Source organism: Actomonas spartinae (genome assembly GCF_051209155.1).
In the GTDB taxonomy this organism is placed as follows: domain Bacteria; phylum Verrucomicrobiota; class Verrucomicrobiia; order Opitutales; family Opitutaceae; genus Actomonas.
In genome coordinates this window covers 1,688,353-1,702,478 of the sequence record NZ_JBPJGB010000001.1, presented here as the reverse complement: position 1 = coordinate 1,702,478, position 14,126 = coordinate 1,688,353, and the positions used below count along the sequence as shown (strand labels likewise).

The 14,126-nt window shown below is 64.9% G+C and carries 10 protein-coding genes; 6 read left to right on the top strand and 4 right to left on the bottom strand.

Annotated features, from left to right (window positions below; all coding sequences use genetic code 11):
- Positions 1 to 65: 65 nt before the first annotated feature.
- Together AC0MRV_RS06890 and AC0MRV_RS06885 are read right to left on the bottom strand one after the other, a co-directional pair.
- Positions 66 to 2,762, bottom strand: coding sequence for a DEAD/DEAH box helicase (locus AC0MRV_RS06890; protein ID WP_472763705.1), 2,697 nt, complete (start codon positions 2,760 to 2,762; stop codon positions 66 to 68).
- 78 nt (positions 2,763 to 2,840) lie between these two features.
- On the bottom strand, positions 2,841 to 4,172 hold the full coding sequence (locus tag AC0MRV_RS06885; RefSeq protein WP_472763704.1) for a 3-deoxy-D-manno-octulosonic acid transferase: 1,332 nt from the start codon (positions 4,170 to 4,172) through the stop codon (positions 2,841 to 2,843).
- Positions 4,173 to 4,225: 53 nt separating this feature from the next.
- Here AC0MRV_RS06885 and AC0MRV_RS06880 point away from each other — a divergent pair, with 53 nt between their 5' ends.
- Entirely contained in the window at positions 4,226 to 7,063 is a 2,838-nt protein-coding gene (locus tag AC0MRV_RS06880; protein ID WP_472763703.1) for a M16 family metallopeptidase, read from the top strand.
- A 55-nt stretch (positions 7,064 to 7,118) separates the two neighbouring features.
- Here AC0MRV_RS06880 and AC0MRV_RS06875 read toward each other — a convergent pair whose 3' ends face one another.
- A complete protein-coding gene (locus tag AC0MRV_RS06875; RefSeq protein ID WP_472763702.1) occupies positions 7,119 to 8,156 on the bottom strand; it encodes an exosortase/archaeosortase family protein in 1,038 nt (345 codons plus the stop codon).
- 113 nt (positions 8,157 to 8,269) lie between these two features.
- Positions 8,270 to 9,589 carry a beta-ketoacyl-ACP synthase II gene (gene fabF, locus AC0MRV_RS06870; RefSeq protein ID WP_472763701.1) on the bottom strand — a complete coding sequence of 440 codons (1,320 nt, stop codon included), beginning with the start codon at positions 9,587 to 9,589 and terminating at the stop codon, positions 8,270 to 8,272.
- A gap of 136 nt (positions 9,590 to 9,725) precedes the next feature.
- Between fabF and AC0MRV_RS06865 the strand changes: the two genes are divergently transcribed.
- The 5 genes from AC0MRV_RS06865 to AC0MRV_RS06845 all read left to right on the top strand — a co-directional run bounded on the left by AC0MRV_RS06865 (position 9,726) and on the right by AC0MRV_RS06845 (position 14,102).
- Positions 9,726 to 10,466 (top strand): polyphosphate polymerase domain-containing protein, encoded by a 741-nt coding sequence (locus AC0MRV_RS06865; RefSeq protein WP_472763700.1) that lies wholly within the window; start codon positions 9,726 to 9,728, stop codon positions 10,464 to 10,466.
- A gap of 43 nt (positions 10,467 to 10,509) precedes the next feature.
- Positions 10,510 to 11,235 (top strand): DUF4956 domain-containing protein, encoded by a 726-nt coding sequence (locus tag AC0MRV_RS06860; RefSeq protein WP_472763699.1) that lies wholly within the window; start codon positions 10,510 to 10,512, stop codon positions 11,233 to 11,235.
- A complete protein-coding gene (locus AC0MRV_RS06855; RefSeq protein WP_472763698.1) occupies positions 11,232 to 12,476 on the top strand; it encodes a porin in 1,245 nt (414 codons plus the stop codon). Before AC0MRV_RS06860 ends, AC0MRV_RS06855 begins: the two co-directional genes overlap by 4 nt.
- 88 nt (positions 12,477 to 12,564) lie before the next feature.
- On the top strand, positions 12,565 to 13,071 hold the full coding sequence (locus tag AC0MRV_RS06850) for an HIT family protein (RefSeq protein WP_472763697.1): 507 nt from the start codon (positions 12,565 to 12,567) through the stop codon (positions 13,069 to 13,071).
- A gap of 50 nt (positions 13,072 to 13,121) precedes the next feature.
- Positions 13,122 to 14,102: a PhoH family protein gene (locus tag AC0MRV_RS06845; RefSeq protein WP_472763696.1), complete on the top strand. Its 981-nt coding sequence runs from the start codon at positions 13,122 to 13,124 to the stop codon at positions 14,100 to 14,102.
- Positions 14,103 to 14,126 lie beyond the last annotated feature (24 nt).

The window sequence follows — 14,126 nt, the reverse complement described above, 5'->3', positions numbered from 1 at the left end:
CCCGGCCGACAAGCCTACGTAACATACGTGACAGTCAGGTCACGCCGACACCCGATTGTCGCCAATCAGTTACCATTCTCGGCACTGTCGCCATCCTCCTCCGCCGCCGCTTGCGTCAGCGTCACGAGGTCCTGGAGGGAGGTGAAGTGTTGGCTCAGGTCGAAGTCGCCACCGAGTCCGCCGACGATGCGGTCGAACAGTTCCTTCTTCGAGGCCTTCAGGTCCTGAATCCGCTCCTCGATGGTGCCGGCGGTGACCATCCGATAGACAAAAACCGTATTGGTCTGACCGATACGATGCACCCGGTCGACCGCCTGCGCCTCGACCGCCGGATTCCACCAGGGGTCGAGCAGGAACACGTAATCGGCCGCGTGCAGGGTGATGCCGGTGCCGGCCGCCTTCAGGGAAACGAGCATCGCCGCCGGGTCCGCACAGCTCTGGAAATCCTGCACCGGCTTCTGCCGATCCAGGGTCATGCCGGTGAGTTCAAACTGCGTCAGCGACGGGTAGTGCTGCGCCAGCGCTTCCTTCACGCGGTCGAGCAGCATCACAAACTGCGAAAAGATCACGACCTTGTGGCCACTCTCAATGATCTCGGCCAGTTTCTCGATGAGCAGGCCAATCTTACCCGAGTCCTCCAACGGAGACTTGCGCCAAGGCAACATGTCGGGATCGCAGCACACTTGGCGCAGGCGCGTGAGCAGCGCCAGGAAGCCGAAAGACTTTTCGCGCATCGCAGCACCCACGTCGTCGCCGAGGCGTTGCAGGCCCTCGGAGCAGATGCGGGCGTATTCGGCACGCTGCACGTCGCTCATCGGGCAATGCAGGTCCATCTCGACCTTCGGCGGCAACTCGGTCGCCACCTCGCTCTTGGTGCGTCGTAGAATAAACGGCGCGAGCTGGGCACGCAGACGGCCGATGGTGCCCTGACGGTCCGTGTTGAGCTGCGATTCAAAACTGGACCGCGAGCCCAGCAGCCCGGGCAGGAGGAAGCGGAAGATCGACCACAGATCGAGCTGGCGATTCTCCAACGGCGTGCCGGTGAGCACCACGCGATGCTGCGCGCGCACGGCAAAGGTCGTCTGCGTGACCTTGGCGTCGGGGTTCTTGATGAACTGCCCCTCATCGAGCACCGCGTAGCCGAACTCGACCTGCGGCAGCAACTCGCGGTGCTTGCGCAACTGCGTGTAACTGGCCAACCAGATCACCGGGTCGGTGCGGGCGACGAAGTCGTTACCCGTCTTCAAAATATCGGTCCGCAGATTCGGGAAAAACCGTTCGATCTCCTCGCGCCACACGGGCACGACGGAAGCCGGGCACACGATGAGGTGCGGTTTGCCGACCAGCGGCCGCGCCGCCAGCAGCGAGATCACCTGCAGGGTCTTACCCAGACCCATCTCGTCGGCCAAGAGACCGTGACAGCCGACGTCGGCGAGGTGATGCAGCCACTCGACGCCGCGCCGTTGGTAGGGGCGCAACAATTCCGGCAACTCGGCCTCGACCGGCTGCGGTTTGACCACGCTCTCCCGCCATGCTTCGAGCTCCGGCGAGATGGTGAGCTTGAAGCGGGAATCGTTGAACAGGGAAAACACCAGATAGGGCGACAGCGCCTCGGACTGGTGAGTGTCCGCCACGTTCTTGCGCCAGGATTCGATCGCCTCGAGTTGCTCGGTCGGCAGCTCGACGATGCCCACGCTGGGCAGGATCACCGGCGACGTGCCACGGCGCAGCAGGGAACGCACTTCCTGGTCGGTGAGCAGTTGCTCGCCCGCCTTGAAGATCCAACGCAGGTCGAGCGCGGGCGCGCCGTCCTCCGTCACGAGATCGCCACCCTCCCCGTTTGCACCGGACTTCTTCCGGTCCGCCACTGCCTCGATCTGGATGGTCTTCGTCCCTTTGATCAGGTTGGCCGCGTTGTTATCGAGCTCGATATTGAACAGGCGGCGCCACGACGAAAGCGTGCCTTTGAGGAAATTCGGGATCTCGAGCACGTTGGCCAGCAGGTAGACGCCGCTCTCATTGTCGTATTGAAAGTGCGCCTTGCGGGCGTAAGCCGCGAGGCCGATGAGCTTGGCGCGTTCACCCGACGTGACGTGGACATGCCCGTCCGCATGCGCCGCCGCACCTAGCGCCGGAGCGCGCTCCTTGTCGGGCGTCTGCCAGAATGCACGGAAACTGAGCCCACCGACCTTGGTCTTGAACACCAACACCAGGGTGCGCGACGCCTGCCGGGCGCCGGTGGCGCTGCCCGTGCGGTGCGAGGAGGTCTGCGTCGTCGCAGCCAAGGGAGAACGGGTATGCGGCCGAGCCGGGGTCGCGGCCACGCCGGTCCCGTTGCCATTCGCATGGCCATTGCGGTGCCCGTTGCTCAGGCCATTGGCGTGGCCATTCGATTCGTGTTCCGGTTCCGGATCTTCGCCCGGCAACGGGGATATCTCGTCGGCCACCAGCTCTTCGATCTCATGCAGACCGGCGACGGCGAGCGCGCGGGCGTTGTCGAGATCGGTGGAGGACGATCGCACTGAGAGTTTGCCCTCAGCCCATTCGATCACGGCGTATTCGTCTTTCTTATCAACCCGCCGGTGCACGATCGCGTCGTGATCGGTGAGTTCCAACTCCCGCACGTCCCCTTCGCGGTAGAGGCGATGACCGGCTTCAAGCTGGTTGGTGGAAAAGTGTGGTTCCCACTCGTCGGCGAGCTTCTCGAACCAGAATTCCAGGGACTGAGGGGTGTAGACGCGCTTGGGGCCGTGCGATTGCATCCAAAGAAAAAAGAAGACCGTAGGGGTCCGTCCCCCTCGGGCAACGCTAATCGGGCCACTCGCGCAACACCCTGGAGTTTAGAGACCTAGCTCTGATTTCAGCGCTTCGATCGTGCGATCCAGGGCGCCGCGATTGGCCTGATGCCATGCCCGACCGGCCTCCCCCATGCGGTTTCGGGCTGGTTCATCACCCAACAATTCGAGCACGGCGGCATCGAGTTCGAGCCCGTCCTCCACCCGGCGCGCGGCCCCGGCTTGCACCAGATCCTGCGCGATTGCCCGAAAGCTGCCCATACCAGGCCCAAAGAGGATCGCCCGTCCCAATCCGGCCGCCTCCACCGGCGTTTGGCCTTCCGTGTGCGGCGGCAGACTTTTGCCCACCACCACGAGGTCCGCCACCTGCGTGAGCCGTTGCAATTCACCCGTCGTGTCGGCGACCACCAAATCCATTGGCCCCGGCGCCGTTCCGCGCGAACGCAGGTGCCAGGGCACCCCCACGCTCGCGGCCACCTCCTCCAGCTCTGTCCGGCGCTCGGCATGCCGCGGCACCAGCAAGAGCCGCAGCGTCGCAAAGCCCTCGATCTGGCGGGCCAGGCGCCATGCTTGGATCAGCATCACTTCTTCACCGGGCCATGTCGAAGAGCCCAAAAGCACCAGGTCATCGGGCCCGAAACCCAACTCGCCGCGCAGCGCCTCGCGCGCCGTCGCATCGATCGGGGTGATCGCGTTGTCGACCTTGAGATTGCCCACCACGCTCACCGTTGGCGCCGGGAAACCCAATTCGACGAACCGGTGACCATCCTCGGGCGAGACCGCCAGCAGCCGGGTCACCCCACCCATCAGGGCCGGCACCAGCGCCTTCACCCGCCGCATCCGCGAAAAACTGCGATCGCTCATGCGGGCATTGATCGACAGAACCGGCACTCCGCGGCGCGCTGCCTGATGGATGTGCTCCGGCCAACGCTCCCCCTCCGTCAGCACGACGAGGTCCGCCGCCACTCCCCGCCACGCCCGGGCCGAGCAGGCCCAGAAATCCAGCGGGAAGTAACCCACCCCCACCGTCAGTTCGGCATAACGTTCCCGCGCCAAGCGATAACCCGTGCTCGTGGTGGTCGTGAGATAAACCTCCACCGCCTCGTCTTCGGCCAAGCGCCGCAACAGCGGACCGATCGCCAACAACTCGCCCACACTGACGGCCTGAATCCAGATCCGCTGCCGCCCGACTCCTTTCGGTGGCAAGCCCGCCGGCAAGGCCCCGAAACGTTGCCCGAACCCATCGCCATAACCGCCACGCCGCCGCATGCGCCACAGGTAATACGGCGCCAGCACACACATCAGCGGCAGAAAAACCAAGCGATAGAACCAAAGCGCCATCAACAGATCGGTGGAGGAATCGAAAAACGACCGCACTCACAAAACATTATTTGGCCTTTGTGGTCTCAGCCGCATCCTCTAGCCCCAACATGTCGTTCGTCCCCCCGCGTATGCACCGCTTCATCCTCCCCCTCCTCGCTCTCGTCCTGCCCCTGTTCGCCCCACTCGCTCGCGCCGCCGATTTTGTGCACGAGACCAGCGACCTGCCGGCCGACGAATCCGTTCGCTACGGCAAACTCTCCAACGGCGTGCGCTACGCCCTCATGGTCAACACCGAGCCCCGCGAACGCACCGCCCTGCGCCTGCTCGTCAAGACCGGCTCACTGCAGGAAACCGAAGAACAGCGCGGACTCGCCCACTTCCTCGAACACATGGCCTTCAACGGCAGTGAAAACTACGAGCCGGGCACGCTCATCGAATTCTTCCAACGCATGGGCATGAGCTTCGGCGCCGACACCAACGCCTTCACCAGCTTCGACCGCACGGTCTACATGATCGACCTGCCCGACTCCTCCGAGCAGCACCTCGTCGAGGGCATGCAAGTCTTCCGCGACTACGCCGGGGGTCTGCTCAACCTGCAGGAGGAAATCGACAAGGAGCGCGGCATCATCCTCTCCGAAAAACGCACCCGCGACTCCGTCGAGTGGCGCTCCTTCGTCGCCGAACTCGACTTCTTTTACGGCGACACCCGCCTCGCGCATCGCCTGCCCATCGGCACCGAGGAAGTGCTCAGCACCGCCAACCGCGACCAGTTCGTCGACTACTATGACACCTGGTATCGGCCCGAGCGCATGACCATCGTCGCGGTCGGCGACTTCGACATCGATCTGGTCGAGCGCACCATCCGCGACAGTTTCCGCGACCTCACCGCCCGCGCCCCGGCACGCCTCGACCCGCCGACCGATGAGACCGCCTTGGCCTCCGGCGTCCGCGTGCTTCACCACCACGAGCCCGAGGCCGGCACCGCCACCGTCGCGATCCAGACTTCGCAACCCTACACCGAGGAAGCAGACACCGCCGCCAACCGTCTGAAGGACCTGCCGCGCGACCTCGCCTTCGCCATGCTCAACCGTCGCCTGTCCGAGCTCGCCAAGCAGGAAGGCGCTCCCTTCTCGCGCGGCTCCGCCCACGCCGGTTCGTTCTACAAGGTTGCCGACACCACCGCCATCGAGCTCACCACCCAACCCGACCAGTGGCAGGCCGCGCTCACCGTCGCCGAAAACGAACTGCGCCGCGCCCTCCAACACGGCTTCCAAGGCCCCGAGCTACGCGAGGTCATCGCCGGTATGCGCAATGGTCTCGATCAGGCCGTGCGTCGCGCCCCCACCCGCCGTTCCTCCGGTCTCGCCATGGGCATCCTCTCCTCGATCGCCGACGAGAACGTATTCACCACCCCGCAGACCAACTACGACCTCTTCATGCCCGCACTCGACGAGGTCACTGTCGAGGCCTGCAACGCCGCCTTCCGCGCCGCTTGGGACGTCGACCACCGTTACGTCACCGTCATCGGCAACACCGGAGCCGACCAGCCCGCCGACCCCGAGGCGGCCATCGGCGAGCTCTACGCCGCCGCCCACGCCCAACCCGTCGAAGCGCCGCCCGAAATCGAGGAGGCCGCCTTCGCCTACACCGAATTCGGCCCGCCCGGCGAAGTCTACTCTCGCGAATACGTGGAGGATCTCGATCTCACCCTCGTCGAGTTCGCCAATCGCGTGCGCCTCAACATCAAAAAAACCGACTTCTCCGCCCAAAGCATCAGCATGAGCGTCCGCGTCGGCACCGGCCAACTCTCCGAGCCGATCGACCAACCCGGCCTCTCCGTCTACGCCTCCAACACCCTCACCCTCGGCGGCCTCGGCGCCCACTCCTCCGATGACCTCCGCCGCATCCTCGCCGGCAAAAACGTCGGTGTCGGCTTCAGCGTCGACAGCGATGCCTTCGTGCTGAGCGGCGGCACCACGCCCGATGACCTCGAGCTCCAGCTCCAGCTCGCCACCGCCTACCTCGTCGATCCCGGCTTCCGGCCCGAGGCCGACCGCCAGATGCGCAAAGCCATCACCCAATACTACGCCCGTCTGGCGCATATCCCGCAGGGTCCCCTGCAAACCGAGGTGCCCCGCCTGCTCGCCAACGGCGACCCGCGTTTCGGTCTGCCGCCACAGGACGTGCTCGATCAACGCACCCTCACCGAGGCTCGCGCCTGGCTCACCCCGGAGTTCCAATCCGGCCCGATTGAGATTGGCCTGGTCGGTGATCTCGACGTCGACGCCACCATCGCCGCCGTGGCCAAAACCTTCGGCGCCCTCCGCGTTCGCGGGGCCAAGGAACACCACGCCGACCGCCGCAAGGTATCCTTTCCCGCCGAAACCTTCACCCGCAACTACACCGTCCCGACCGAAATCCCGAAGGGCATCGTGTCGCTCACCTGGCCGACCACCGACGGCATGGATGTCCAGGTCGCCCGCCGCCTCAACGTGCTCGCCAGCATCCTCGATGATCGCCTGCGCCTCAAAGTGCGTGAGGAGCTCGGCGGTTCCTACAGCCCCAACGCCGGCAGCAGCACCAGCGACACCTACCCGGGTTACGGTTCCATCAATGCCTCGATCGTGGTGGACCCCGCCGAAGCCAAAAAATTGGCCGATGTGACCCGTGAGCTCGCCGATGACCTCGCCCGCGATGGCACCAACGTCGACGAACTCGAGCGCGCCGTGCGGCCGATCCTGACGAACCTCCGCGAAAGCGCCCGCACCAATGGCTACTGGCTCAGTGCCGTGCTCGCCAGTTGTCAGGAGTTCCCGCAACGCCTCGACTGGGCCCGCAGCCGTTACAGCGACAACGAGTCCATCACCGTGGAGGAAATCAACGCCCTCGCCGCCGACTACCTCGAGGACGACAAGGCCTTCGAAGTCATCGTCCTGCCGGAATAAGCCGCTTCACAACTTGGCGGTCACCAACTGTAGCCGGGGTCGTTGACCCCGGTTTTCAGTTTCCGGCGTCCACCTCGTCCTCGTCTTCGTCCTCCCCCACCGACCAGTGGAACTGGAAGAGCGGCAACAGGCACAAGAGCCCCACCACCGTCAGTCCCAGCACCGAATACCCGGCCACATCGTGCACCGTGCCTTCGATGGCACGGTGCCCGTAGCGGTAGGCCCAGCCGGTGAGAAAAAGCGAGCGCACCAGGTTGGTCAGAAACGCGAAACCCATCGCCGCCACCACCAGCGCGATCTTCTTCCACAACTTGTCGAGGAAGACGGCGGACAAAAACGATCCGGCAAACAGGCACGCCGTCAGCGATCGGATGCCCGAGCAGGCCTGCTCCACACCCACCCGGTTGGGTTCGCCGTCGGCCAGCGGCGGCAGCACCAGCACATTGCCCTCCTGCCGCAACGGCAGTCCCAGCAGGTCAAAAACGAAGAAGACAACCGTCGTGACTTTGCGCAGCAGGAACAGACTGAGCTGATTCTCGATCACCGACACCATCGGCGCCGACACCAGCCAAACCAGTGCGGGAAACAGAAACAACAGCGCCAGCCGCACCCGCGCATCCTCCCAGAATCCGGCCGGCCGCACTGACGCCGGCTCCGGCGCGTTGGTCCACAGCAAGGTCAGCACGATCGCGCCGCAACCCAACGAGAGCGCCAGCGAGCCCGGGTGCGACGGCCCCGCCCCCGCCCGATAAAACGCTCCGAGCAAAAACATGAGCGCGCCGCCGAGCATGCCGCCGACCACCAGTGTATTCATGATCCACTTACGCCACCCCGTTGCCCGCGGACTGGCTTCCGCTCCGCAGACCCTGACCGCCGCGCTGATCTTCACCCAGCGATCGTAAACCACAAACGCCACGAACGCCGGCACCAGCCAGCCGAAGCCATAGTCCTCGCGATTCGCCCACCAGTGCGAGTGATCCCACGCCACGAAAGCCATGAACCCCGCCGCCAGCAGCAGCGCCAGCAGGAAGGGCAGCGAAAGCAACTCAACCGCCTGTTTCCAATACGTCTTCACAAGAGCGAAAGCGCGCACGTTGGTGGCCCGCCCCAGAACCGGCCAGACCAAAACACCCAGGCGCCGCCCCATTGGCATGCGACCAACTGTCACGTATTGCGGGACAGTTGGTCGCGACGCGATCGCTGGAATCAGACCCCGAGGAAGACCAGGGAGGCGTTGGTGCCGCCGAAGCCGAAGCTGTTGGCGAGCGCGCCGCGCACCGCCTTTTGCACCGCCGTGTTCGGCGTCACGTTGAGGCCTGTCGCCTCCACCGCCGGGTCCAGGTTCTCGATGTTGATCGACGGAGAGATGGTGCCGGTTTCAATCGCCTTGATCGCGGTGAAAGCACCCATTGCGCCAGCCGCGCCGAGCAGGTGACCGGTCATGGACTTCACCGCGCTCACATGCAACTGCGGCACCTGCGCCGCGAAGACGCTGGCAATCGCCGCCGCCTCCTCTCCGTCGCCGCCCGGGGTGGAGGTCGCGTGCGCCGCGACAAAATCAATCGCCTCCGGTCCGACACCGGCCGAAGCCAACGCGGCGCGCATCGAGCGCTGCGAACCTTCGCCACCTGGCGCTAGCGAGGACAGGTGATAGGCATCGGCCGAAGCACCGTAACCCGCCACTTCGGCGTAGATGCGGGCGCCGCGCGCCTTGGCGTGCTCGTATTCCTCGAGCACAAAAACCACCGCGCCTTCCGACAGCACGAAACCGTCCCGATCGGCGTCATACGGCCGCGAGGCGCGCGTCGGATCGTCGTTGCGGGTGGACAGCGCCCGCATCTGCGCAAAAGCGCCCACCGCCAGCGGCGTGACCGTCGACTCCGCGCCTCCGGCGACCATCACATCGGCGTCGCCGCGGCTGATCGCGGCCGCCGCTTCGCCCACGGAGTGACCCGAGGTCGCACAGGCCGAGGCCACCGCCATGTTCGGGCCCTTGGCGTTGAGCAGGAGGCTCACCTGCCCGGCCAGCAGATTCGGCGCGATCTGAATGATGAAGAACGGAGAAATTTTGCGAAAACCGCCGGCCTTCCAGGTCTCCTGCGTGGCTTCGATTTCCGGCAGACCGCCCAAACCCACACCGAGGTTCACGCCAAAACGTTCCGCGTTGAGGGTCGCGCGGTGCGCGTCGAGCCCGGAGTCGGCGTAGGCCTCCACGGCGGCCGCCGCGCCGAGATGCGTGAAGCGACCGAACTTTTTGGCGTCCTTGGGGGTGAACACCGTCTCAAGCGCCGGTCGATCGTCGCCGTAGGGCTTCAACGGAGACGGCAGCGGCGCCGTCGTTTCGAAACCGTTCACCTCACCGGCGATCCGCGCCGCGCAAGCGTCCGCATCGAAGCGGGTGATCGGGCCGATACCCGACTTTCCGGCGGCCAAACCCGTCCATGTATCCGCGGCGGTGAGACCGAGCGGCGTGACCGCGCCCAGGCCGGTGATGACAACACGACGATGAGATTGAGCTACTTTCATAACTGGCAAAAAGACACCCGTGGGCGATGGCAGCGAATTTGTCACCTTTCGATTTGGCGGGTTTTTGACGGCAAATTGTCACAGAGAACTTGAACCGCCGCCCTATTCTCACAAGTTCCCAACTCGATCTACCCAAATGGACGCCTCGCAGAGCCGCGCAGAATACAAGTTTCTCCTGCCCCGCGACTTAGCTCACCAAGTGCGGAGCGCCATCGCCGTGCAAATTCCCGCCGACCGCAACCAGGTTGACGGCTATCATGTGCAGTCCGACTACTTCGACTCCGCAGATCGGGAAACCTACTGGCAGAAACGCTTCGGCCACCCCAATCGCCGTCGTATCCGCACCCGCATCTACCACGTCGGCACACTGGGCGAGACGCCGCACGGCTTCGTCGAGATCAAACACAAGCTCGTCGACACCACCGTCAAGCGCCGCATCCCGGTGCCGGTCGAATTCCTCTTGGAGCGCGATCCGACCACGCCGCTGCAATTGCCGGAATTCATCGCCCCGCAGCTCACCACCCGCGCGGAAGAGTTGGCGTGGCTGGAACTGCAAACGCTCCTGGCGCAAGGCTTCCGCCACCCGGTCACGCGGATGAGTTTCCATCGTCTGGCCTACGATGCCGGCTCGAACGGTCGCCTCCGTGTGACCTTTGACCACGACCTGACCTTCGCGCCCCTCGATTCGCCCGTTTCCGCGGGCTCGCCGGAACCGCTCTTCGCCAACGGCGAGTGGATCATGGAGGTCAAAACCATCGGCGCGGTGCCCTACTGGTTTCGCCAGCTGGTCGCTCGCCACCACCTGGTGCCGTGCGGCGTGAGCAAATACGTGCGCGCGCTCGACCACACGCTGGTTGCGCCCCTCGCCCTCGCCTGACCCGACGAACGTTTCCCGCCCTCCGATCCATCCGAGTTTCGCCATGGATACATCCACGCCCATCGCAGATCCCGATTCGTTGCTCCAGTTCATGCAACGCATCTTCGACCTGTCCCTGCCGGGCGCCGGCGAGGTGATCGGCGCCATGCTGCTAAGCCTAGCGCTCAACCTCTGCATCGCCCGCGTCTACCGCTCCACCTACCGGGGCACGCGCTACTCCCAGGACTTCGTGCAGGCCCTCGTCATCATCGGCATGGTCACGACCATCCTCATCATGGTGATCAGCGGCAACGGCGCCATCGCCTTTGGCATGTTCGCGGCCTTCTCGGTGATCCGCTTTCGCCGCGAACTGCCCCAGGCGCGCGACGTCGGGTTCGTCTTCTTTGCCATGGCGATCGGCATGGTGGTCGGCGCCCGCTTCTACGGCGCGGCCGTGCTCATCACCGCCGTCGTCGGCGCGGCCATTTGGGTGCTCACGCGCATCGATGCCTTTGCCCCGCAACGGGCCTCCCATCTCCTTAACGTGAGGGTGAACAGCGACACCGACTTCGCGGCCGACCTGAATCCGGTCCTCGAACGCTTCACCTTCAAGAACCAGCTCATCCGCGTCGCCAGTGTGCAGGCCGGCATGATGACCGAGCTGCGCTACGGCATTCAACTTCGTCAAGAAACCGAACTGCCCACGTTCCTCGAGGCGCTGCAGCAGGCCTGTGGCAACAACCGGGTCGTCATCGTGCCGACCGGTCACGAACTCGACTCCACGACATGACCCCGCGGCTCGCACTGTCATTGCTCAGTGCCTGCCTCCTCCCCGAACTGAGCGAACTCCGCGCTCAGGCGGCGGATCCAGCGGGCGAGTCCCCCGAGACCACCAAGACCTACTGGCAGGACCTCACCGACGGCACCATCGATCTCTACGAAAACGACGACAGCCCGTGGTTGCGGCGGATGCGTCTCACCGGCCGCGCTCACTACCAAGCGGCCCGGGTGGAAGGCTCCGATGCGCGCGGACGCGACTTCACCCGCGAGTTCGACGAATACCGGCGTCTGCGCCTCGGCGCCGAGATCGAGTTCAACGACTTCCTCTCCGCCGAGATCGACACCCACCTCGTCGAAGACAACCGCTTTCGAGGCACCTCCAATCACACCGGTTTTGGCTACCAGGAGCTCGCTGATGCCTGGCTCGCGATCGATCTCGAAGACGCCTTCGACTGGGAGTGGGTGGACGACCTCGACCTGAAACTCGGCCGGCAAAAAATCGGCGTCGGTTACGAGCGCCACCAATCCTCGACCGAGATTCTCACGATCGAACGCAGCGCCCTGGCCGACAAGCTCGGCGGCGACAGCGACCGGCCGACCGGCGTCTTGTTCACCGCCGAAAAGGGCGAAGCCCAAGTCTCCCTCGGCGTCTTCAGCACCTCGCCCGCCACCGGTCTGGCGCGCTTCGAGGGCGACGGTTTCCTCTACGCGAGTTTCGAAGTCGACCTCGGCAAACGCTGGGAACTGGTCGCCGACGCCATCCGCGCCACCAACGACGGTCCCGGCGACAGTCGCCTCGGTTACGCCTGGGCCGGTTCGCTCAGCCTCACCTACGAGCGCGGACGCGGCGGCGTGATGCTCAACCTCGTGCACGGCAACAACGGCGACGCGACCGACGGCAATCCCCGCGCACGCCGCCAGGGCGAGTTCTCCGGCTTCGTGGTCATGCCGTGGTTCTGGCTGAAAGCAGACGTGTTGCAGTTCGTCGTGCAGGCACAGTTTCAACGCGCCTCTGCCAGCGAAGGCCTGCGCATCGGCTCGCGCTACCTGCGGACGATCGACGATGTGCCCGGATTCGATGTCGAAAACGGCTACGGCGATCGCCACCAATCGCTCTACCTCGGACTCAACTGGCACCCGTGGGGCGGCCGCACCCGCCTCATGGGCGGGTTCCTCGCCGAGTCTCTGCAAACCGTCCGCCAACCTGTCGAGGCGACTTCCCAATATATCGCGGTTCGCACCGAGTTCTGACATTCGCTTGCGAAAAAACCGGTGGGCGGGCCCTTGACCGGGGCTTTGACATCCTTTGCGGCGCCACCTTTTTTGGCGTTTCGCAACTATGGACCAGCTTCACGCTTATTGGCGCATGGAATACATCGAAGCGCCGCGCTTTCCCAAGAGCGACCGGCCCTTCAGCGACATGCCCGCGCTCGGCGACGATCGCGCGGCGCTCATCGTGCATCGCGGCAAGTTGTCCTACTTGATGCTGAACCGCTTTCCCTACAACCCGGGTCACCTCCTCGCCATTCCCTACCGCGAGGTCGAGGACATCGAGGAACTCACCGCCGAGGAGTCAGCCGATCTCATGGCCCTCATCACCCTTGGCAAAACGATCGTCCGCCACGCCCTCAAACCCGACGGCTTCAACGTCGGTTTCAACCTCGGTTCCGCCGCCGGCGGCAGCATCCCGCACCTCCACGGCCACGTCGTGCCGCGTTGGAACGGCGACACCAATTTTATGCCGGTGCTCGGCCAAACCCGCACCCTGCCCCAGGCCCTCGAATCGACCTGGGAAAAACTCGCCGCCACCGCCGCCGAACTCACCCGCGCCGAGCCCGCCTCATAAGCCGCGACCTTGTTTGCGTTGCCCTTGCGTCCGTTCCTCGGCGCACCGCCATGGCCTCCAAGACCCTCTACTTTCCCAATCCGCGCCACCTGAACCAGCTCTATGCCGGTCGGGCCGACAACCTCGCCTACGCGGAGCGCATCCTCGGCGCCACCCTGACCACCCGCGAAGAGTGGCTCAAGGTCGAGGGCAGCGACGAGACGATCGCCCGCGTCGAGAAACTCTTCGCCTTCCTCAACCAGGCGCGCGCCCAGGGCGTGAGCATCCACGCGCCGGACTTCCAACGTTTCGTCGATCTGCTCGCCCGCGGCGAGGACGCGCAACTCGCGGCCCTCTTCGACGAACCGTTGGTGATCGCCACCCAGCGCAAATCGATCGTCCCCAAGACGCTCGGCCAGAAACTTTACCTGCAATCGATGCAGCATTGCCCGGTGGTTTTTGGCATCGGCCCCGCCGGCACCGGCAAGACCTACCTCGCCGTCGCCCACGCCGTGTCCGCCCTGCTGCGCAACGAGGTCGAAAAAATCATCCTCACCCGCCCGGCCGTTGAGGCCGGCGAGGCGCTCGGCTTCCTCCCCGGCGATCTGCGCGAGAAAATCCTGCCCTACCTGCGCCCGCTCTACGACGCCATGGCCGACATGTTGTCCGGCGACGATGTCAACAAGCTCACCGAGCGCGGCGTCATCGAGATCGCGCCCCTCGCCTACATGCGCGGCCGCACCCTTTCGCGCGCCTACATCATCCTCGACGAAGCCCAGAACACCACCTCCGAGCAGATGATGATGTTCCTCACCCGCCTCGGGGAAGGGTCGCGCATGATCGTCACCGGCGACACCACCCAGATCGACCTGCCGCGCTCGAAAGGCTCCGGGCTGCTCGAAGTGGAACGCATCCTGCAAAACGTCGACGGTATTGCCTTCCACCACTTCTCCGGCGCCGACGTCGTGCGCCACCCCATTGTGCAACGCATCATCGAGGCCTACGACCGATTCCAAAACCCGATGAACGCCAACGACGGTTCGCGCGTCTGACCCCTCGGGTCCCCGCTTCACCCA

What these genes read in the sequence shown, in the direction of transcription:
- AC0MRV_RS06890 (WP_472763705.1), bottom strand. Translation starts at nt 2,762, where the DNA reads ATGCAATCGCACGGCCCCAAGCGCGTCTACACCCCTCAGTCCCTGGAA.
- AC0MRV_RS06880 (WP_472763703.1), top strand. Translation starts at nt 4,226, where the DNA reads ATGTCGTTCGTCCCCCCGCGTATGCACCGCTTCATCCTCCCCCTCCTC.
- fabF (WP_472763701.1), bottom strand. Translation starts at nt 9,589, where the DNA reads ATGAAAGTAGCTCAATCTCATCGTCGTGTTGTCATCACCGGCCTGGGC.
- AC0MRV_RS06865 (WP_472763700.1), top strand. Translation starts at nt 9,726, where the DNA reads ATGGACGCCTCGCAGAGCCGCGCAGAATACAAGTTTCTCCTGCCCCGC.
- AC0MRV_RS06860 (WP_472763699.1), top strand. Translation starts at nt 10,510, where the DNA reads ATGGATACATCCACGCCCATCGCAGATCCCGATTCGTTGCTCCAGTTC.
- AC0MRV_RS06855 (WP_472763698.1), top strand. Translation starts at nt 11,232, where the DNA reads ATGACCCCGCGGCTCGCACTGTCATTGCTCAGTGCCTGCCTCCTCCCC.
- AC0MRV_RS06850 (WP_472763697.1), top strand. Translation starts at nt 12,565, where the DNA reads ATGGACCAGCTTCACGCTTATTGGCGCATGGAATACATCGAAGCGCCG.
- AC0MRV_RS06845 (WP_472763696.1), top strand. Translation starts at nt 13,122, where the DNA reads ATGGCCTCCAAGACCCTCTACTTTCCCAATCCGCGCCACCTGAACCAG.